The sequence below is a fragment of the Polynucleobacter sp. AP-Ainpum-60-G11 genome (assembly GCF_018688375.1).
GTDB lineage: Bacteria > Pseudomonadota > Gammaproteobacteria > Burkholderiales > Burkholderiaceae > Polynucleobacter.
Window position 1 is genome coordinate 1,143,760 of sequence record NZ_CP061318.1, and the last position, 21,043, is coordinate 1,164,802.

Genomic DNA, 21,043 nt, shown 5'->3' on the forward strand with positions numbered 1-21,043 from the left:
CAGATCATGTGCGATGTATCAATCGCATAAACAACTATGAAATAGCCAGGCGATAGCCTATACCAAGCTCAGTTAATAGGTACTCTGGCTCAGCTGACACTTTTTCTATCTTGACCCTTAATCTCCCCATATGAATTCTGAGGTAATGGGTGTCATCCACATATTCAGGACCCCAAATCTCTGAAAGTAATTGGCGCTGAGCAAAGATTTTTCCTGGCTTTGAGGCTAGTAACATCAGCAACTTATGCTCTATAGGGCTTAAATGGATTTCATTGCCTTCGAGCTTTACGAGTCCAGTAGAGACATCAATAAGCAAGTCTTTGTATTCATAGCACTGATCTCGCATCGACATCTTTTGAGTACGCCTGAGGCAAACATTAATTCTTGCCAACAGCTCTTGAACATTAAAAGGTTTGGACAAATAATCATCTGCGCCTTCATTTAGGGCGACAATCTTTTCCTGCTCCTCTTGTCTTGCTGACAAAACAATAATTGGAAAATCATATTGCCTTCTTACCTGGCGAATTAAGTCCTTTCCATCACCGTCAGGTAAACCTAAATCAAGAATCATGAGCTTTGGCGTGTTTTCCACTAGGCATTTATTTGCCTCTTCCAAAGATTTGGCTAATTTAGGAACATGCTTTGCAGCGCTCAGGCTTGCCACTAAAAAATGAGCAATTTGCTCATCATCCTCAACAACTAATATGAAATCTGAGATCATTAGTTTGCTCTATAAGGAAAGGCCATACCGACATAAGTCTTCTTATCGTCGTCAAATGGAGATTCGATGATGAGCCATCCCTGATGCTTATCCATCACCGCCCTAACTATAGATAAACCCAATCCAAATCCTTTCTTATTGCGCTGATATGACTGTTGCTGCCCTGCCGATTCCTTATCAAAATCTTTAGGAAATCCAGCACCCTCATCAATTACACCAATCCGAATTTCATCATCTACCCTATCAACCAATATCTGTATTGGGTTACTGCCTAGGTGCGCTTTGTTTGCGTTCTCAATCAAATTGGTTAATGCCAAGACGATTAAGGCCTGATCACCATAGATAAGCTCATCTTTTGCGCTCATTACCAATTCTAATGTGGGCTTTACTTCCCTATTGTTATATCTCGACATGACCGCCCCAATCATTTCTTCAGGCGACTGCCAATCCATTCGAATCTGGTTGCCATCAGACATACCCAGCTTAACCAAAGACAGTATGTTTTCAGTTGAGTCATTGAGATATACGGATTCAGAATGAATGAGCTCCAATAGCTTGATGGATTGCGCCTCCCCCAACTGCTGACCCAGCTTCAATAGCGATGAGCTTGCTCCAATGATGGTGGTTAAAGGAGTTCTCATGTCGTGTGAGATGGACGACAAGAAAGCCTTTTGAATAGACTCACGATGTGCCAATTCACCCGCATCTTTTGCTTTAATTTCCGCCATTCTCTTTTGATAATGAACAGACAGCTGATCAGCTATCGCCCTAATCAGACTCACTTCTATATTCTCTTCGTGCGCCCTCTCAATCACTAAGGCTGGAAGCTCATGGCTTTTGTAAAATCTTCCAAATGGAACACACCAATAATCAATTGCCTCTAGGGTTCCAGTATGTGGGCCTAGCATTGCTCCATACTCAATTGCATGTGATAGATACCAGGAGTCAAACTTAACTTCGCCTGGCCTGGAGCTTGCTAATTCAATGCTGTCTTTAGTAGTGGAATCCAGCTTTAAAATTGCGACCTCACAACCAAGCTCGCTTTTTAGCAATCGGCAGAATTTCTGCAAAGCAACTATTGAGTCCGTCTCGACTGAAAATATTTCAATAATCGCCCTTAAGAGATTTGCCTTAAAGGTTTCTTTTTCGGCAATTTCTTTTTGCCTTCTTAGCTGGTGCACTAAAGAGGTAATCGCAATCGATACCAGTAAAAATCCAAGTAGCGCGCTCCACGACTCAATACTCCCAATGACAAATGTATATCTCGGCTCTACATAAAAGAAATTAATGAGAAGGAAGGATCCTATTGCTACAAAAATGGAGGTTGCTAATTGGCTTTTGTAGGAAACCCAGATGACAAGAATCAAATATAGAAATGACACTCCCGCTAAACCAAGGTACTCATCAACTATATGAGATAGAGTGGTTATAGCAATCATGCCTAAAAAAATACTCATTGCCTCAAATAGGAGCGGGCTTTTTGATGATTTTCTATTTCTCATATGATCAATATACATTCACTGACATATCAATCGTGTATACAAATGAAAAAACCACCCGAAGGTGGTTTTCCGCATTTCCTAGGATTCAAGAAATACTAATTAAGCGGCGATTACCTTTTGCTTCTTTGGAGCAGCCTTTTTGCTCGGTACATATTGATCTTGAAACAAGTTCAATGAGCTTTCAATTGTTTTCTTAAAACTTGTATAAGCATCTTTTGATACAGCATAGGCCTGATCAAAGCCCTGTAAGGTTGCATCAAATACATAGTCAAATGCACTGATAGCTGGCGCTGCACTTGTAGGAACACCGTTAGAAATCTCTTTAACCATCTTTTTTAATTCAAGCTTAGACTCATCCATTGTGGACTCAATCATGTCCACAACTTCTTTGTTGCTCTTGCTAATCACTTCAGATACCTTACCCTGAATAGCTGATACCTCACAGAAGATTGCCTGAGCTTCTTCGGCCGTGAATATCTCCAAAGCTTCTTTGGCATCTTTCATGGTGAGGATTTGAGCAGCCTTGAGTTGAGTGGCGACTACCGCATCTTTAGTTGCATCATAGTGAATATCGGCCATGGCTTTTGCGTTCTCAATAGCCAGTTGGGCCAAAACTTGAGCAGACTCAATTGCTTTGGCTTGGACTGCAATTAATTTCTCAGTTTGAAACATGGTGAATCTCCATAAAAATAGGCTGATAGAAATAACAACAAATGGTGCATTGCAAAAGGTTAAATAAGATATGTGAAGTTTTTATGACAAAACCTCACCCAGCCTGAGATTCTCTAGATTAAGGCTTTAGTTGATTGTCAGCGTTAAGGAGTTTTAGTAATTTTGGGCCGAAAGCCCAGACAGGCAGTGCCCGTATTTGCTAAAACTTGAGCGTCTGGAGTTGTCTTGGATTTAATTTCATAAAGCTTACAGCCATAGGGAAACTTCTTGTCCCAGGTAATGTAGAAAAATTGGCATTCTTTACAGTTCATCCGACAACCATAACATCAAGGTTTAGAAGGCTAAAATACTACCAGTCAAAATGAAAACCACCCGAAGGTGGTTTTGGTGTTTCTTGGTGGCCCGGGGCGGAATCGAACCAAGAGCTAGGATGTCTCATCCAAGCTGCGATGCTTTAAAAGCATCTCTCATATACGCTAGCAAATCTATTGATAACGGCCAGGAGTCTAACTGGAAAAACATATCCCATACTCAGTCGCATAAAGTTAATGTTTGTGATGACTATGAGCAAAATGATTATGAATTGCGTCATGGCTTTCAGCAGCAAGCTGCCGATAAAGTCCCAAGTCATCGGCTTGGAAAAGCGCCGCCTTCATCGCAACACCTTCAATAACTCCATTTGGCTCGAGCTTTATTACTGCACCGAGGCCAGCGTACACATAATGATCCCCGAACGTTTTGCGTAAGGCATTAAACGTAGGCTCCCCAGTGCAATGACCTGGGGCAATGTAATTAACTTTCCATTTATCACGCAAAGCATTTGCTACATTAGCTATTGTTTCATCGGGAGCCGTTACCAAGTGAAATCCTCCGGCTACCAAATGAATTTTAGGATTAATTTTTGCAGCTGCCTGAACAATATTCTCAATGCCAGGATGTGAGCAACCCACAAGAATCACTAGTCCATTGGGTGTATCAATTGCTAAGGAGAGCTCTTTCATTTCTTTAGTGCCCGGAGCATCTGATACCTGTGCAATAGCCCATATTCCTGGGGCAATTTCAGTAGTCTGATCAATTACCTGAAAATTAGCCTTCTCCCAAGCCGAACCAAATTTCATAGTTTCGGGTGGTGATCCATCGTAATAACGATACTCATTAGCTAGCTCAGCATCTTTACGATAGAAGGAGCTGGGCAAGGAAGAGCCGTAGATACCAAACCCTTCTCTCGGAGCATAAATTTTAACTTTCGGATTTGCCTCAAGAACTTTATTCAATCCTGCCATATGGTCACTATGGCGATGTGACAGCACTACAAAGTCTATTTTTGAGAGATCAGCATTGGCAACTTTAGCATTATGTTTGAAAGTTTCGCCGTCATTGCCAGTATCAAAAAGAATGCGTTTTCCACCTATTTCAACAATAGCGGCATAACCCCAATCCTTTTTGTAAGCACTTTGCTTTCCAAAAGCATCATAAATTATTTTAATTTCAGACTTTGATGAGCTTGCTTCCTTAGCAGCGGGTGCCGCAGATACAACAGATGCAGTTAAGAAACCAATATATAAAAGTGCAATTACTTTAATAAGTTTAATCATCTATTTCTCCATTATTTTCATGTACTACAAGTCTTAATTGCTTACACTAAATTAGTACTTGTATGAGGCGCCACTATTAATAAGTAATGTGTATATGTTGAATCCTTTTATGCGACCAATCTCAAGCCACGATAAATTTAAGATTGCCAAGCTTCTCAATGCGCGTTTCAAGCTTATCGCCTGGCTTTAGCCATACCTGTTTTTCTTTAGGGTAGCCTGTAATGACACCCTCTGGGGTGCCGGTAAAAATAATATCGCCTGGCTCAAGGGTAAAAATTTTAGAGGCGTAGCTCACAATCTGAGCACAATTAAAAACCATATCGTTAGTATTGGATGATTGACGAACCTCACCATTAACGTATTGCTCTATCTTTAGTTGATTTGGGTTTCCAACTAAATCTGATGTCAAAATATATGGGCCTATAGGCGCAAAACCATCATTGGTTTTGCCAATCATCCACTGACTACTGCGTTGCTGTAAATCACGTGCCGTAAAGTCTTGCCCTGTAGCATAGCCAAATACATATGACAACGCATCGGCCTCACTAACGTTATATGCGCGCTTACCCATCACAATAACTAACTCTGCTTCATAATCAAACTTTTCAGCGTTGACTAGTGATGCCTTTACAACACCATTATGGCTATTAAGTGTGTTATTGAATTTATTGAATAAAATTGGCAATGTTGGAATGGGATTATTAGTTTCTTTGGCATGTTTTGCATAATTCAATCCCACGCAGATAATTTTCTCGGGGTTGGTAATAGCGGGTGCATATTCGATTTTAGATTCGTCCAAAAACAAATTTGGGCCACCCTTACTCAATGCTAGGCTCACCAGCTTGCCTAGGCCTTGATCGCCATTCTGAATCAAATCATCAGTATTAATTGGCGCCTTAACCTTAAACTGTTTTGCTGCTTTAGCAACATCTAAAATCCCTTTGTCTGTCTTTACGCCTAAAACATATTTATCGCCCTCTTTATAATTTAGAACAGTCATGTTCTTTGCCATTTCAGGATTAGCAATCCTGATAGCGCCTGCGCCAGGTCCAGCTGCCTCAGCCTGATTTGCAATAAAAGGGGTGGTTAGCGCAGCACCGCCTGCTAAGACAGATACTTTTAGGAATTCACGTCTTTGGTTGCTCATAGTCTCTCCACATTTGTCTCTTGTAATTAAAGTTTTTTACTCCGACTAGTAATCTAACATGGGGTTAACATCTCCATCCTAGGGATTACCCGTCTCAGACCAAATAAAAAACCACCCGAGGGTGGTTTTAGTGTTTCTTGGTCGCCAGGGGCAAAATTGAACTACCGATATAAAGATTTTCAACTCTCTCGGCCAACCGCTTCCCAATGGCCAATAGAGCGCCTAGCCTTTATTCTTGTCCTTTTCTCCATCATGGTGCAATAAGAACTGAAGCATGCTGCTCTGGAGTGCAGTGACATTGTCGGGATTGTCGATGTACTTACGCAATTCTTGACGATCCGATACGCTCAAAATTTGCTGCAATTTAGAGATGGTGATCTTGAGTTGTTCGGCGGCAAGCTCAGGATGCTTAGATAAAAACTCCAGGCTCATCTCACCTGTATTAGCCTTACCAGGGTTACCACTTTTGGCATCTTTCTCGTGTGCATGCTCTACACCCATTTCTACCTTGGCTTTTTCCAATAGGCGTGCAAGCTCCCCTTGGGACAGATGCAAGCGTTTAGCCTCCGCCTCAATGAGTTCTTGTTCATCCGCTGAGATCACTCCATCTTCTAGCATGGTGTAGAGCTCAGTCATCATGCTCTCACGCTCAATACGCAATTGATCACTAAGCGCTGAAGACAAAATCGCCGCTGGAATCGCAAAAATACCAATGCCTAGAAGCGCCAACACAATCGTGATCGCCCTACCAGCTGGCGTAACCGGGGAGATATCGCCATAGCCCACACTGGCTAAGGTAATTACAGACCAGTAAATTGCTTGTGGAATATTTTCAAATTTATCGGGCTGGGCTTCATGCTCAAACAAGTAACCCAAGCATGCTGCCAGCATCACCAGCAAAAGCATGATGAAAACCGCCGCCTTCATGACTGGCCACTCTCGCTTAATCACCACGAAGAGCGATTGTGTCGCGCCGGAGTAACGAGCTAATTTGAGCAAACGCATCAATCTGAAGACTCGCAAGAAACGCAAGTCAAATAAGTGATGGAGCAGACTCTCTAGATAGAAAGGCAAGATCGCCAAGAGATCGATGATCCCCGTCGGCCTGGTTGCGCAGCGTAAGCGTCCCTTGAGCCAACCCTGGAACTTAGGATCTTCTGGACTACTGTAGATTCGCATCAAATATTCAGTAGAGAAGATTGCTACCGCAATCGTATCGAGAATCGCAAATTCAGAATGTAGGTGGTAATGAATACTGTGGACTGATTCAAGGATGACGGCTAACACGGACAAAATCACCCAGCTCACAATGAACATATCAAAGATGTGATGCAAATTGCCACTGGTCGGCGTTTCATTTACTAACGCATAAATCTTATATCGGTATGATTTATCTTTATTAAGCTCAAAAAATTCATTTACTGCGGGCGCCAAGGAACGGAAGAGTTTAAATAAACGCAATAAACGCAAGGCCCTGAGAACGCGTAAGTCCGCATCGAAGAAGGCGCCTAAGTAGAACGGCAAAATGGATGCCAAGTCAATCAGCGCAAATGGGCTCTTGCAATAGGCAAGGCGAGGATATTTGGCGGAGCTAAAAGCAGGATCTTCTGGCGCAACATAAAGTCGTAGTACGTATTCAATAGAAAAGACTACTAGTGAAAAAACATCAAAAATATGGAACAGATGCTCCCTAGTCTCATAGATAACCGGAATGTGCTCAAGCACTAGGCCAGCCATGTTGAGCACAATCATGTAAGTAATGAAGTGCTCAAATTGATCGCAGTAATTTTTCTTAATGCGATGATTAAAGAATAAGTTAAAAATACGCTTACGCACGCGCAAGCTCATACTAGAAAGTGAAATAGATTGGAGGCTCATAACTTAAACTCCCCAATTTTGATCAGGTAATAGCCGGTGTCACAAAGACTTAGGCGAACCTGTAAGCCACTCACGAGTTTTTCGCCGGGCTCCATGGGTGACAAGCCGGGAGGTCCTGCAGGATTTGGAGTGAGCTTCTCAAAGATAAAAGATCCGCTCGTCAAAAGATCATGCTTATTGCACTTGCTTGAATATGCTGGCCCATCTGGATTTAAGAGATTGGTGTAGCCCTCAAAGGGGCCCTTAGCACCAAAGAGTGCCTCAACACAATTCTTCCAATGATTTACTTTCGCACCCTTAGCGAATTTATTCTCTTCATCCATAGGTGTACACGCTACCGGCTGAATTGGCTCATTGGCCTCAAGCTTGCTAGCGAGATCACCAAACCATGCCACGATCTCTTCACCATTATCTTGTGAAGTCGCAACTTTTGCGCCGTTCTGATAATTCCCAATTCCCAGGTAGGCTACTAAAAGCAAGTTAGCAAACATCACCCAAAGAAACAAAAAATCCGAAACGCGCATGCCATGAAATAGACTTTGGATATTCTTGCCCAACACGCTCTCCCTGATCTTTCTTAATCCAAGCGACTATCTTGCCGCCTTCAATTACTGTATATTCAAATTTTGAGTCACTACGACTGTCTTTCGGGGATCTTTCATGCTATTTCAAACACTTCTGCAAAGCTTGTTAATGAGAAAGAAGGCAAAGAAGAAACCTGAACCCACTCAAGATTTATCCCCAATGGCTCAAAGCATAATGCAAAAGCTAGCTGAGCACGATAAAACCAAGGGTTTAGCCCAAGAAGCGCCTACCAATTCAGATGACTCATCACCTAAAAATAGCTGAGTAGGCACCACTATGTGTGCGCATTATTGAGCGCATTCGCTTTCCCCTAGCCTCCCCTTTTAAAGACTTTTATGCCCCAAGCGATTATTTTTGATGTTGAAGCAACCGATAAAAAAGATGCCGTCATTATTGAAGCTGCTTCTTTAGATATCACCTCCATTAATCCGCTTACGGTTGGTAATCCCTGGGTACAACGTTATAACCCTGGCAAACCCATTAGCTTAGGCGCCTTAGCGACTCACCACATCATAGATGAGGAATTAGTGAACTGCCCATCTAGTAGCTCATTCAAATTACCCGCTGGCACCAAATACATCATTGGTCATAGCGTGGATTTTGACTGGGAAGCCATTGGTAGCCCTGAAGTCAAACGCATTTGCACCCTTGCGCTTGCTCGTAGCCTTTGGCCTGATTTAGATAGCCATACTCAAAGCGCCCTGCTCTATCACTTTGAACGCGCTACTGCTAGAGAGCAACTGCGTGAAGCTCATAGTGCTTTAGCGGATGTCTGGATTTGCTCCAAGATTTTGGGGCAGATTATTGAGAAGCTCAAACCGACCTCTCTTGATGCTTTATGGGAAATGTCTGAGAAGGCACGTATTCCGACAATCATGCCTTTTGGTAAACATAAAGGCGAATTGATTAGCGATGTGCCGTCAGACTATAAGCAGTGGATGCTGCGTCAAGACAACGTCTCTGAATACTTACGTAAAGCGCTGAATACCAAATAAGCGCCTTTACTAGGGAATAAGGAATCCGTGATTTCCTTATTCCCCTTCCAGGCAGCTGCTGCTTGTTCTGCTGTTTACTTCTAATTACTTACTGATACTTGCGGCCAAATACTTGGGTATTGCTACGCTCATTACGCTTAGTGCTTTTCAATACTGCGCAGTAAGACAAAATCATGATGATTGCAAGTGAAGCGCCGTTAAAGTTATTTAATAGTTCCATTTGATTTCTCCTTGTTTACTTTTTCTTTATTACTTAGTTAGTTGGTTAGTTATTTTTTTATCGTGCCACCGGTAACTCATCCCACTGCGTGGTGTAGTTGGGTGACCTGTTACCAGATCTCATTTGCCAATCTTGTTTAGTTCCCGATGCGGCAGTTTTGATGGCAGCATTACCAAAGCGACTATTAATTGAATCCATGGCCTTCATGAGTCCAGCAGACTTGCCTTTTACTTCCATGTCATCAAATAGCGACTGCTGCATCGTGGGTTTATCAGCTAAGAGATTGAGAATCACTCCCGCTTTCTTATACTTAAAGCCAGCTTTGTAGATTTGCTTTAGCCCTTTTAATGCAGCGCTAGTCAGCGTTAAGGTGTTATCACTAGGATCACTCAGAACGACGGTGATACTTTGGTGGTGTTGTGGCTCGAACGGCTTATGTGGATTGGTTTGCACAAAGATCGTGAGCGCGCCCGTTACTGATTTTTGGCTTCTGAGTTTCTCAGCACCTCGTGCAGCATGCGTAGCAACAGACTCAGCCAACCCTTCCATTGAAGTGACTGGCTTGCCAAAACTTCTTGAAGAAATAATTTGTTGTTTAGCTGGGGCTACTTCTTCTAGCTGTAAGCAAGATACGCCGCGCAACTCATAACAAATGCGCTCGATCACAACACCAAACTGCTGGCGCATGGCTTGTGGTGATATTTGTACTAAATCAAATATGCTGTTGATCTTGAGTTCTTTGAGTTTCTTGGCAGTCTTACCGCCAATACCCCACACCTCACCTACTGCTGTCTCGGCCATCCATTGATAGAGCACTTCTTTAGGCATAGAGCTGATGTCACATACACCAGCAAACTGGGGATTCTTTTTAGCCAAATGATTTGCTAACTTGGCAAGCGTCTTGCTCGCGCCAATGCCAACACATACTGGCAGACCGGTAGTATCTTTGACATCTTGCTTGATGATTTGACCTAAGCTAGTCGGGTCAGCATATTGCTTGAGCACTGTCTCGATTTGCAGAAAGCTCTCGTCAATACTGTAGACCTCTAAATTGGGTGTGAACTTTCTTAAGACTTCTACTACCCTACCGCTCATATCGCCATACAAAGTGTAGTTAGATGAATACGCTTGGATACCATGTTGCTTGGCTAAGTCTTTCATCTGAAACCAGGGTGTACCCATCTTTACGCCGAGCGCCTTAACTTCAGCGCTACGTGCTACGGCACAACCATCGTTATTCGATAGAACGACCATCGGCACATCTTCTAGCTTGGGTGCAAATACGCGCTCGCAAGATACGTAGAAGTTGTTCACATCGACCAACGCAAAGAGTTGATTGGCTTTGCCGGATTGGTTCATGCGGACCTCCCGTTTCTGCTACTAGCATGGCTGTACTTGCGCACTACCCCAACGACTACACCCCAGATTTGGAGTTCGCTGTTCTCGTTAAAGGTAATCGGCTCGTAATTGGGGTTCTCTGGCTGGAGCTCGGTCTTGCCACGTAATTGATAGAGACGCTTGATGGTGTACTCGTCATCCACCACGGCAACCACGATATCTTTATGTTTTGGCTTGAGGGATTTATCGACTACCACCTTATCGCCGTCACAAATGCCCGCACCCATCATCGAATCGCCCTTCACGGTGAACATGAAGGTGGCTGGTTTGTTTTGGACTAAATAGTGGTTTAAATCGAGACCTTCCTCGGCATAATCGGCTGCCGGACTTGGAAATCCCGCTGAAATGCGGTGACTCAGGAGCTTGAACTCATAGGCGCCATTTTCCGCTAAGGCTTGTGGAGCCTGGGTCAGAGTGCTTTCTGAGGAGCTTTTTGGAAGTACGATTAGTGCCATGGGTTCTAATATACTGTATATCCATACAGTATTTCAATACCCGAGCATTATTTTTCCGAAAACGTGGTTTTTACCCCCTTTAAGGGGTGTCAGAAGTGCAAAAGGCACCCATAACCCAAAGAAAGCTTATCCAATAAAAAACCACCCGAAGGTGGTTTTGGTGTTTTTGCTAACTCAAAATCTATTTGCAGTTTTTCTTATCCATGAGATCAGCCAGCCTTGACATTCTTGCATCGGCCGCCGCTATAGCTTCGTTGGCATTGCTATAAGTGGCAATAATGCCAATGGGGAAGAAAATTGCGGCTGCGGTATTCGTGCCCGTCACACCCTTTACATCCTCAGCTTCTTTTTTAGCTTCCTCAGCTCGCTTAAATTCATCCTTTAAAGATTCACAAGACAAGTCCCTGTCAGAAAGCTTGGTTGTCTCAATTACCCTTGGTGTAGAGCAAGCCCCAAGCAAACCCAAAAGAAATACAGCAAGAATTAAACGATTTGTCATTTTTTGAATCTTTTATATAGAAGTTGAATTGAGCTTAGCTCAGAAGAATATCAAAATTAATAGGGGTCTACCCTTCGAACAAAAGCGATGATCTCTTTTGAATCTACTTTTGTGGAGTTTGCAATTGATATCTTGCAAATAGACTACGCATGCTCAGTCTTTTCCATAAAGCGCTGCATATCCTCTTTAGAGGCTGGCAAATTGATAAGCTCAGAGTAATAGGCTGCCGAACCCGAAATACTCTCAACGCTTTTTGGAGTGATTCGACCTACCGGTACCAGATAGCCTCTCCATAAAACGCGCATATGCATACCAAAAACACTGGCCGGAACCTTCATCTCTACTGCACGCTCGACTAGGTGCTGACACAAAGTGCCAGGCTCTTCAATACGAAGATGGTACAGATGGGGGATTTCTGACTCAGCGCGCTTTTCATATTGCTCGACATGGTAATCATGGTAAGTGCGCTGCCCAAAATCAAAAATAAAGTCTGCGATGGCGCGCGAGAACCAATACGCACCCGTATTGTCGCCCCTATGCTCTAGAGCGTCATGTAGCTTGGATTGATAGCGCTCTTTGTGTTTTTGGGTTTTATAGCGATAAAAGGGGTGCTTTTGCATATAGCGTACCACTAGGCCGCCCAACACCAACAGTGATCCTATTACCAAGCCTTCTGTCATTGCGCCAAACTCTTCTAAGTAATGCTATTAATTTTAGTAAATATTCTATCGAAGAAGTAAGTCTATACGAAGATGGCATAGCGTATTAGCGCAGCGGTTCATGATTGCGCCAATATTGTGCACAGGCAAAGCTAACAAAAAGCAAAGGCCAAAATGGCCGGGTCATCAAAGAAAGCATTAGAGGCATAAATGCTTGCCCGATAGATCCAGGCATGCCCCACTTCGATGAGCTCAGCCCAACGATCCATTAGCCGAGATAATCCGTCTTGCCCAACTCAACGCCGTTATGACGCAAGATGTTGTAAGCGGTTGTGATGTGGAAGTAAAAGTTTGGAATAACCCAAGTCAGGACATATTGCTCACCCACAAACTCAAAGCTCCACTCTTTAATGGAGAACTTAATCTCTTTAGTTTCCGTGCCATCAATCTGCTCAGGCTTGATGCTATCCATAAAGGCAATTGTTTTAGCGATCCGCTCTTTTAATTGCGCCAGGGTACTTTCGGTATCGTCAAATTTAGGCGCTTCAACACTGGCCAAGCGCGCCAAACCAAACTTCACTTGATCACAAGCAATTTGCACCTGCTTAGCCAGAGGAAACATATCAGGAAATAAGCGCGCCTCTACCAAGACCTTGCCATCGATTCCTTTTGCGGCTGCGTACTCTTCAGCCTTAGTGAGAATGTTGGTCAAGTTGACCAACATCTTCTTTAGCTGAGGAACCGATGCTTGGTACATGGAAATTGCCATAAAACCTTCTTATCTGAATTACTAAACTGGAAGTGAATTAAACATCACTCATGAAATCGCCACCACCACTGTCATCCCATGAGCTGGCGCCACCATCATCCCAAGAGCTGGCATCACGTACGCCAAAGTTAGGATCTAAAGATGCTGGACCGCCCACTTGATTTAAGTTGGGGTTGGAGCCGGCATTGGAGTGGCCGTTATCGTGACCGCCCATAAGGCTGCTTGCCAATGCTTGACCAGCATACATACCAGCACCTAATGCTGCGCCCGTTGCAAGACTACCCATCAATCCGCTACCCATACCGCCTGCTGCTGGCGCTCCTGGGTATCCAGGGCCGCCAGGACCACCGGGATAGCCAGCTGGACCACCCGGAGTTCCAGGGTAACCAGCGCTTGGTGCGTTATAGACTTGTACCGCCTCAGCCTTACGACGCTTCATCACGATGATGACGCCAATAACTAAGATCGCAATCAAACCCCAGAACAGCGAGTTACTAAAAATAGAGGTCTGACTAGCTGCAGGGATGCCTGCACCACTTGCCAGCTGCACTTGAAGTTTTTGCACAGACTCAGGTTGGGCAAATGGCAAACCAGGCGCTAAGTTTTGCGCTTTGATGAAATGATTACGCGCCGCCTCTAACTTACCTTCTTTGAGGTAAAGCTCAGAAGCCACATAGTGGGCTTTTGCGCTGTTAGGGTGATTTTGCAAAACTTCTTTCATCATGGCATCGGCTTTGGCCATCTGCCCAGATTGCACAGCTTGATATACCTCAGGCAAGGTTGCCTCGGCAAACGCTGCATTGCTAGTTAACAGTACCGCTGCTGCGAGTACGCCAACAAATAAATTGATTACTTTACGAATGTTCATCAAGACTCCTTGTAGGATGTTTCGTGCGAATTTCATTATCCCTAGTTTGGGGATTTTTGCTATTCCCTACTTATATAGGGTCTTTAAGGAGGATTTCAAGGGCTGGGAATTAAGCTATCTCAGCGATCTCACCCTTAGAGGAGATTAAATAGGCCTTAGCTGGCTTATCTGGACGAATTCTGCCCAGCTCTTGTTTGTAGTTATTTAGCTGTGCGCGGTACTTGTCTTGGGCCTCACTACCCACCTCCGGAATGGTGAGCTTGTAATCCAAAATGGCTAAGTGGTCCTCAAACTCTACTAGGCGATCTAGGCGAAAGCTTCTGGCATCCAAACTAACAACATCAATCTCATTCCAAGCCTGCACCCACTGATTATCTGTAAGGTATGACCGGAGCTCTTTAGAAGTGAGAACGGTGTTCGCTTGATCTAGCGCTTTGCTTGCCAGCTCTTCATCAATACCAAGCCAGCGAGCAATTTGATCCGCACTCATCCGTTCTGGGCTCGTTCCCCCAGTTTGAAGAGTGAGATGCTCTAGCAGACGATGGAAGTGCACGCCCTCTTCCAATATTTTTGAGTTATCTGGTGCGCCAGACTCATCCTGGAATACTTCCAGGGTTACGCCACTTTCGATATCTTTTAGCTGCTGCTCATGACTGGCTTTAGCCGCATCCCAGGAAACCTCAAAGTCATCCATCAAGAAATCCGTTGGATTATTTGTCTTCTGACTGCTTGGCGCCTGTGCTTTACTATTTTTGCTAATTGACGCTACAGGTTGATCTTCCAAAATAGCTAACTGACCCACCGTCGCCCTGCCATACCAAGACTTCTCATCTAAACCTATAGGATTTTTTGCAGTAGGTGCCTTTGCCACACCGCTAATCCAAAGGCCCTGCTTTGCTCTGGTCATTGCAACGTAGAGCAGATTCCAGTTCTCATTCTTACCAATGAGTAACTCGCGTTCACGCACTTCACTACGAGGATTAGTTAAGGTGGCTGAGGTATACATCGACAAATGACTTGGACTCTCGCTCTCAGGCGGCCAGTCTAATAAGACACCGCGATGATCTGCCTTACCTTCAGTGTGGTTGGCATCGAGCATGATCACGAATGGAGACTCCAAACCCTTTGCCCCATGAATCGTCATCATGCGCACGCGCTTGTTTTTATCTTCCTCAGATAGCTCGCTCTCTTCATCGAGCTCTACGAGATCAGCATCTGCTTCAACATCACCCTCATCTGGGGTTTCATCATCATCGCCACGACGAATGGTATTGATCTCTTCAATAAAGCGGCCTAGGCTTGGGTAACGGCCGCCATCCTGATTGAGCGCTAATTCGAGGAAGGCATCAAGATTTGCCAAGACCTGCGCCCGCGCAATCTCTTGAGCGGCGCCTGCATACTTGATACGTAAATCACTTTCTTGATAGATGCGGTCGAGCAAGTCATGAACTGGCAGGCGCTCACCTAGCAGACGCCAGTGCTCTAGATAACGCGCCGCCTGCATCAAGCCTGCATCTGGGCTATCTTGTAAAGCATCCCACCAAGAACGATATTGATTTAAGGCCATTACCTTCGCGAGAGACTGCATTTGGCTTTCGGTAAATGCAAAAATAGGGCTTCTCAATACTTGGGCAAGCGGCAAATCATGACGCGGCGTTACCAAGACCGTTAGGAGCGCAATTAAGTCATCAATCTCTAGAGTGTTGAGCAACCCACCGAGCCTTGAGCTCTCGAACGCTAAACCTGCCTCACGTAGTGCACGCTCAAATTGCGGAAGATATTTGCGACGTTTAACTAGTAATAGGAAATCACTCTCTCTAGCCTTGCGCCAGACCTCTTTGCCATTGACGTGATCCACTACAGGACGTGTCTGAATAAGGTGCTGTATCAATGCGCTGACCTGCTGCCCTTCAACGTAGCGCTGCGTAACGTCGGCAGTTTGTCGCGCATCTACAATCGCCTCCTCAAACGCATTGCCTGCCCTTTGCTCTAACTCTTCAGCCTCGTATTTCACAAGAGGCAATAAATAGGCTTCGCCCTCGTTTGAATATGGCGTATCTGTAGTAACTCCTGCTGGCGCTTTCCATAACGTCTTTTGTTGAGTAAACGGATAGGACTCGGGTAATTGCTCAATGCGAAAGATTTGATTGACTGCTTCATTAATTTTCGGCGCGTTACGGCGGGTCGTATTTTGATTTAATGAGGCTGCGTTCATTTCCTTTACCAAGAAAGCCTGCGCATCATTAAATAATCTCGGATCGGCGCGACGGAATCGATAAATTGATTGCTTAGGATCGCCTACGATAAAGACAGTCGGCCTTGATTCATCCTGACCGTAGCCTTCTAGCCATGCGCGCAGAATCTGCCATTGCAAGGGATTGGTATCTTGGAACTCATCCACCAAAATATGCCTGTACTTGGCATCTAATCGAGACTGCAAATAGGCTGCATTAGCTGAGTCCGCCATTAATTGACTGACACCAATCTCCAGATCGTCAAAGTCACGGACACGCATAGACTCTTTGGTGATTTGAACGTGGTCCATCATTGCAGAGCTCATTGCAAACCAAGCTTCATTTAGCGCAAAGGCTTCTAGCTCTTTGTTCCAGGCAACAAATTCTAAGAAGGCCGTTGCCCAAGCTTGCTTATAAGTTACATGCTCCTGCTCACGATCTAGCTCGCCCTCTTTTTTGAGGTATTTTTTGAGATCGCCGGCGGCCTTATCATTCGAGGTGCGATTGGTATCGTCTTGAGTCAAAAATACTGACTGCAATACAGGTGCGATCTCCATCACATCACCGCCGCTAGATTTGAGATTGATGGCAGCTTGAATCATGGGCGCATAGGTCATTTCAGTAGCACTACTATTACTAAAGCAGCGATGCAAAAACTCTAAATCTGCTTTGGCATGAATGGCATTCCAAATTCCATTAAGCGGGTTGTCAATTTTCAGCCTAGGTAGATCTGCTTTGAGTTTCTCAATAGGAGTACTGCCATGAGCTTTACAGGCTTGTGAGAAGAATGTCCAAGCACCTCTTTGTTTAAAGAGACTGTAATTACTCATTAAGAATTTTTGCGTCTCACTTGCACCCAGCGTCTTTAGTAAGGTGTCGTAATGCGCTTGAATCCCTTCGGGCAAATTTCCCCACCAATCATCCAAGCACTCTTCCTGCAAACGCTTTGCATCTTCTCGTAAGCTAAAGCCAGGCTGTATGCCTGTTGAAATTGGCGCTGCACCTAAGAGCCTTCCAAACCATCCATGGAATGTGTCAATCACAATGCCTTGTGGACTTGCCAGAACTTTCGCATAAAGAGACTTGGCTGTTGGTAGCAATGACTTTGCCTCTTCTGCGCTCAGCCCACGATCAGTTAAATGTTGAATGAGTTGCTCATCGCTCGATTGTGAAAATTCCTCTAGCAGGCGATAGAGGCGATCACGCATCTCTTGCGCTGCTTTTCTGGTGAAAGTAAGGGCAAGGATTTCTTGAGGTTTTGCGCCTGCTAACAGGAGACGTGCCATACGGGTAACTAGCAACCAAGTCTTACCGCTACCCGCGCATGCAGAGACAATGACCGAGCGACTTGGATCGCAAGCAATATTGACTGGGAAAGTAGTGTTGCTCACCACATCCCCTTTCTGCAAATGCCTCTGGCTTCGCAATACTGGCAAACGCTATCGGGCGCAAATGCCTTAAGAGGTTTGCCAGACCAGAGTGATTGCACATCCTCAGTCATTTGCTCAGAAAATTCTTGCATGAGTTCTGGCATTGCTTCAATGGCAACGGTGCGCGCAGCTTCATCACCCTCTTTCTTCACATCGGCTTTTAAAGCCACCCACTCGGCCGCATTGACTTCGCGCCCAGAGATCTTCTTGCTCTCATTCGAAGCTCTGGCATAGATTAGTAATTGTGGATCGTCCAATACAGCCTCAGAGCGCCACTCGACCTTAGTGAGATTTTGGTTTTTATAGTCAATAACAGATGCGGCTTTGGAATCATGAATACTGACATCAAAACGGTCTGCATAACCCTCAATCCGAATATGGCGCTCATTGCCATCGACATCGGTAAATGGAAGATCAAAGCCCACTTTAACTTCAGCGTCATGAAACTGCCAACCTTGGGCCTCACGCTCTAACTGCCAATGAATAAAACTCGGAATTTGTTTTTGCCAGTCTCTTAAGACGCCCAAGACCCTAGCATCACCCTCAATCAAACGTTTAAAGACTTGTTCAGAAATCAGTGTGAGTTGATCTTGCATCCAGGCGCGACGCAGCTCTAAATCAGCAGTCATTGGTGAGGAGGATTTTTGCGCCTCACTTTTCATTGCGTGATAAAAATTACGCAAGATCTTATGCAGCGTTTGACCAGCAAGAGAAGCATCAAAACCTTCTTCAAAGCCTTTGAGCTTACGTAAGCCTAATAGGCTACGTACGTAATATTTATATGGACAGTCACGCAATGCTTTATAAGCACTTGGGCTCATCGAAACTGGCATGGGCAAATCTGAATCTATTTTTGCAATTGCCATTTGTGATGGGATTGCCGCACCACTACGAGGTGCAAATAAGGCGCTGGCATTTTGTGCCTGCCAATTGGGCAAATCCATTTGGAGTCTCTGAATCCAAGCAGATGCTCTTAAGGGCTCCCCACTCTTGCTCTTACTTTGCCAAAGAAGATCGACACTCGAAAATGAGGTGAGTAATTGAGATAAATCTCGTGCCTGTTGAACAAATTGCGCCTCAATGCTAGATCCACCTAAGAGTCGATTTAAAGCATCAGAGAAAAATAATGGCGGCTCTGAGAATGCAGGTAGCTGCTGTTCGTCACAGCCTACCATCACAATAGCTTCAAATTCTCTAAAACGAGTAGAGCTCAGAGGCAAGATGCTGAGGGTAGCTGCTGCACTGACACCCATCTCTTCATAAGAGGACTCTTCAATCACCGTCTTTAATAAGCTCAGCCATTCATTTAAGCGCATCGCAATTTGCTGATGCTCTACATCAAAATCAAATGTTTCCAAAAGCTCAAGCAATTGCTTGCCAGCAGAATCTTTTTCTAAACCCTGCGTCATTCCTATTTGGATCAGATCATCTATCAGATACTGATGCGCAAGAGCGCAATTAATCTTGACTCCGCGCCAGCGATTGAGTCGACCACGAATAGATTGCAGGAGTTCTAGTAGAAGTGGATTGGGCGCAACTGAACCATGGGAGACTGATCCCTCAATCGCCATATGAAAAGTTTCCCAACCGGATTTAGCTTGGCTAGCAATCAAAATATCCTCGAGCTGGGCCACCAATCCATTTAAGGACTCCGCATCACGCGTACTGTTCGCGTTAAGACACTTACCAAGATCTAAGAATGGATTTTGTAAAAACTCCAATAGGTCCGCTGCACTCGGACCTTCAGGTGGTGCACGCAATAACTCAAGCCAACTATTGAGCGCTGCTGCCGCTCTAGTGGTGGATAACTTCCAACCAGTTTCATCTTGAATTTTGAGAGATGGTCCAAGGCGCGCCAATAATGCCCGCGCCCTTCTGGCAACCAGACGATCTTGCGCCACCAGAGCGATATTCGTTTTGCCGTCTATTAACTGTTGTTCAATTGTTTTCGCTGTTGCCCATGCCAACTCCTCAAACCGCTTAGCAGCAATCAGATGCCAATCTGCTGAGTGCGCATTATGAAGATTGGTTTGGATAGCTTGCAGCTTTTGCGCTTCAGGCATCTGGGGACCTAATGCTTCCGCCCAGAGTGCGACAGACTCCCAGTTCATTGTCACTTCAACTGCGGGAGCGAACTGCGCATAGTCCGTTAAATACCCTTGAATCAGCTGCTTATCAATTGGAGTTGGGTCTGCTGTTTCTACCCAAATTAATGGCCTGACATTTGCTTGTGCAATTTTCTTGGCAGCCTCAAGATGGGCAGCCATGGCAAATTGTTTTCTGAAGGCCGGATCACTTGGGCTAGTGATATATCGCCAGAAAGTCAGCAGCACTTGCGCTTCTTGATCCACTACTTTTCTAGCGAGGGCTGGATATGCCTGACCAATAGTGCGATCCAAGAATGGTTCAAGAGTCTCGATCCAAGATTCCGTATTTTGGGTGATGGGCTCTTCTTGATTTGTGATCAGCTTGCGTAGTTCTTGCTGAAGACTGGGAGCTATTGAATTAGACAGGGTATCGCAGGCGGCAATAATGGCTTGTGCCAATCCCCAAGATCCTGCCTCAGTTTCCGCTTTAAACCAGGCTTGCAACTGCTTATGTTTACGGAGTGTTGCGTATACAGATAACCAACGCTCGAGATCGGATTGTTTCTTGGGGAACTTCCATGCACCTGGTGCTGCTTCTAGCCAATCGTTAAAACTCATCACCTGGGGTAAGAATGCAATGTGGCTTGGCAGATCTTTAGGTCGATACTTTTCTAATGCAGCTCTCACCCCCATTAGTGGGCCTGCAGTACTGAGCACGACTAATGGGCGTTGATTGGTTTGCACCGCACAATTCCAAATACCCTCAGCGAGCAAGTTCAGGGCACCCGCATTGGGCGCAATTGCCCAAGCATGTGGCTGCTTTTGCTCGTTTAGGAGTGGAAATGGGTGCGGCATGGATAGTAGTTCTGGAGCTGGCTTTAGGGCTAGTTTGTGAGCATTTTTTAGAATTTGGGCAGAAAGTGTGGCTTATTGCTAATATAAGCGTTGTAGTGCAATAACTAAATAAAACTAAATAAGACTAATTAAGGAATTTTCATGAGTGCCGGCATCAAATATGTAACTGACGCTTCTTTCGAGCAAGACGTTCTCAAGTCCGATAAACCTGTTCTTTTGGACTTCTGGGCTGAGTGGTGTGGTCCTTGCAAGATGATCGGCCCTATCCTTGAAGAGCTGGCTGGTGAGTATGGCGACAAGATCCAAATCGCGAAGATGAACGTGGATGAGAACCAAGGCGTTCCTGCCCAGTTCAATATTCGTGGCATCCCTACTTTGATTCTCTTTAAGAACGGCACTGTTGCTGCTCAAAAAGTAGGCGCTTTGGCCAAATCTCAGTTGACTGCATTTATTGATAGTCATCTGTAAATAGTC

General features: G+C 44.8%; 19 protein-coding genes. 3 read left to right on the top strand and 16 right to left on the bottom strand.

All coding sequences use genetic code 11. From position 1 onward, the window contains the following. Window positions 1-34: 34 nt before the first annotated feature. The 7 genes from FD971_RS05945 to FD971_RS05975 all read right to left on the bottom strand — a co-directional run bounded on the left by FD971_RS05945 (window position 35) and on the right by FD971_RS05975 (window position 8,072). On the bottom strand, window positions 35-721 hold the full coding sequence (locus FD971_RS05945; RefSeq protein WP_215333360.1) for a response regulator: 687 nt from the start codon (window positions 719-721) through the stop codon (window positions 35-37). After that, window positions 721-2,178: a DUF4118 domain-containing protein gene (locus FD971_RS05950; protein ID WP_215333361.1), complete on the bottom strand. Its 1,458-nt coding sequence runs from the start codon at window positions 2,176-2,178 to the stop codon at window positions 721-723. Before FD971_RS05950 ends, FD971_RS05945 begins: the two co-directional genes overlap by 1 nt. Window positions 2,179-2,322: 144 nt before the next feature. Beyond that, a complete protein-coding gene (locus FD971_RS05955; RefSeq protein WP_215333362.1) occupies window positions 2,323-2,895 on the bottom strand; it encodes a phasin family protein in 573 nt (190 codons plus the stop codon). A gap of 545 nt (window positions 2,896-3,440) precedes the next feature. Next, entirely contained in the window at window positions 3,441-4,490 is a 1,050-nt protein-coding gene (locus FD971_RS05960) for an MBL fold metallo-hydrolase (RefSeq protein ID WP_215333363.1), read from the bottom strand. A 121-nt stretch (window positions 4,491-4,611) separates the two neighbouring features. Next, window positions 4,612-5,637, bottom strand: coding sequence for a fumarylacetoacetate hydrolase family protein (locus FD971_RS05965; protein ID WP_215333364.1), 1,026 nt, complete (start codon window positions 5,635-5,637; stop codon window positions 4,612-4,614). A 222-nt stretch (window positions 5,638-5,859) separates the two neighbouring features. Further along, on the bottom strand, window positions 5,860-7,515 hold the full coding sequence (locus tag FD971_RS05970; RefSeq protein ID WP_215333365.1) for an ion transporter: 1,656 nt from the start codon (window positions 7,513-7,515) through the stop codon (window positions 5,860-5,862). Further along, window positions 7,512-8,072 (bottom strand): hypothetical protein, encoded by a 561-nt coding sequence (locus FD971_RS05975; RefSeq protein ID WP_215333366.1) that lies wholly within the window; start codon window positions 8,070-8,072, stop codon window positions 7,512-7,514. The genes FD971_RS05970 and FD971_RS05975 overlap by 4 nt, the downstream gene beginning before the upstream one ends. 103 nt (window positions 8,073-8,175) lie before the next feature. On the opposite strand from FD971_RS05975, the gene FD971_RS05980 reads away from it, so the two are divergent. After that, the gene (locus tag FD971_RS05980) at window positions 8,176-8,364 is read left to right on the top strand and encodes a hypothetical protein (protein ID WP_215333367.1); all 189 of its coding nucleotides are present in this window, start codon (window positions 8,176-8,178) and stop codon (window positions 8,362-8,364) included. Window positions 8,365-8,435: 71 nt separating this feature from the next. Beyond that, the gene (locus FD971_RS05985) at window positions 8,436-9,095 is read left to right on the top strand and encodes a putative quorum-sensing-regulated virulence factor (RefSeq protein WP_215333368.1); all 660 of its coding nucleotides are present in this window, start codon (window positions 8,436-8,438) and stop codon (window positions 9,093-9,095) included. A gap of 88 nt (window positions 9,096-9,183) precedes the next feature. Here the strand turns inward: FD971_RS05985 and FD971_RS09940 are convergent, their stop codons facing one another. From FD971_RS09940 to FD971_RS06025, 9 genes are all read right to left on the bottom strand, one after another. Continuing rightward, on the bottom strand, window positions 9,184-9,315 hold the full coding sequence (locus FD971_RS09940; RefSeq protein WP_256442857.1) for a hypothetical protein: 132 nt from the start codon (window positions 9,313-9,315) through the stop codon (window positions 9,184-9,186). Between the two features lie 57 nt (window positions 9,316-9,372). Further along, complete coding sequence (locus FD971_RS05990) at window positions 9,373-10,674, bottom strand: Y-family DNA polymerase (RefSeq protein WP_215333369.1); 1,302 nt, start codon at window positions 10,672-10,674, stop codon at window positions 9,373-9,375. Beyond that, window positions 10,671-11,168 carry a LexA family transcriptional regulator gene (locus FD971_RS05995; protein ID WP_215333370.1) on the bottom strand — a complete coding sequence of 166 codons (498 nt, stop codon included), beginning with the start codon at window positions 11,166-11,168 and terminating at the stop codon, window positions 10,671-10,673. The genes FD971_RS05990 and FD971_RS05995 overlap by 4 nt, the downstream gene beginning before the upstream one ends. Before the next feature lie 181 nt (window positions 11,169-11,349). Next, window positions 11,350-11,667, bottom strand: coding sequence for a hypothetical protein (locus FD971_RS06000; RefSeq protein WP_215333371.1), 318 nt, complete (start codon window positions 11,665-11,667; stop codon window positions 11,350-11,352). A gap of 143 nt (window positions 11,668-11,810) precedes the next feature. Beyond that, a complete protein-coding gene (locus tag FD971_RS06005; protein WP_215333372.1) occupies window positions 11,811-12,347 on the bottom strand; it encodes a hypothetical protein in 537 nt (178 codons plus the stop codon). 247 nt (window positions 12,348-12,594) lie between these two features. Next, window positions 12,595-13,095, bottom strand: a complete 501-nt coding sequence (locus FD971_RS06010; protein WP_215333373.1) for a DUF1993 family protein — start codon at window positions 13,093-13,095, stop codon at window positions 12,595-12,597. A gap of 37 nt (window positions 13,096-13,132) precedes the next feature. Continuing rightward, on the bottom strand, window positions 13,133-13,963 hold the full coding sequence (locus FD971_RS06015) for a tetratricopeptide repeat protein (RefSeq protein WP_215333374.1): 831 nt from the start codon (window positions 13,961-13,963) through the stop codon (window positions 13,133-13,135). 109 nt (window positions 13,964-14,072) lie between these two features. Next, window positions 14,073-17,588: an exodeoxyribonuclease V subunit beta gene (locus FD971_RS06020; protein ID WP_251368591.1), complete on the bottom strand. Its 3,516-nt coding sequence runs from the start codon at window positions 17,586-17,588 to the stop codon at window positions 14,073-14,075. Next, a complete protein-coding gene (locus FD971_RS06025) occupies window positions 17,585-20,569 on the bottom strand; it encodes a PD-(D/E)XK nuclease family protein (protein ID WP_215333375.1) in 2,985 nt (994 codons plus the stop codon). The genes FD971_RS06020 and FD971_RS06025 overlap by 4 nt, the downstream gene beginning before the upstream one ends. Before the next feature lie 141 nt (window positions 20,570-20,710). Between FD971_RS06025 and trxA the strand changes: the two genes are divergently transcribed. Then, window positions 20,711-21,037, top strand: a complete 327-nt coding sequence (trxA, locus tag FD971_RS06030; RefSeq protein ID WP_062309025.1) for a thioredoxin TrxA — start codon at window positions 20,711-20,713, stop codon at window positions 21,035-21,037. Window positions 21,038-21,043: the final 6 nt, after the last annotated feature.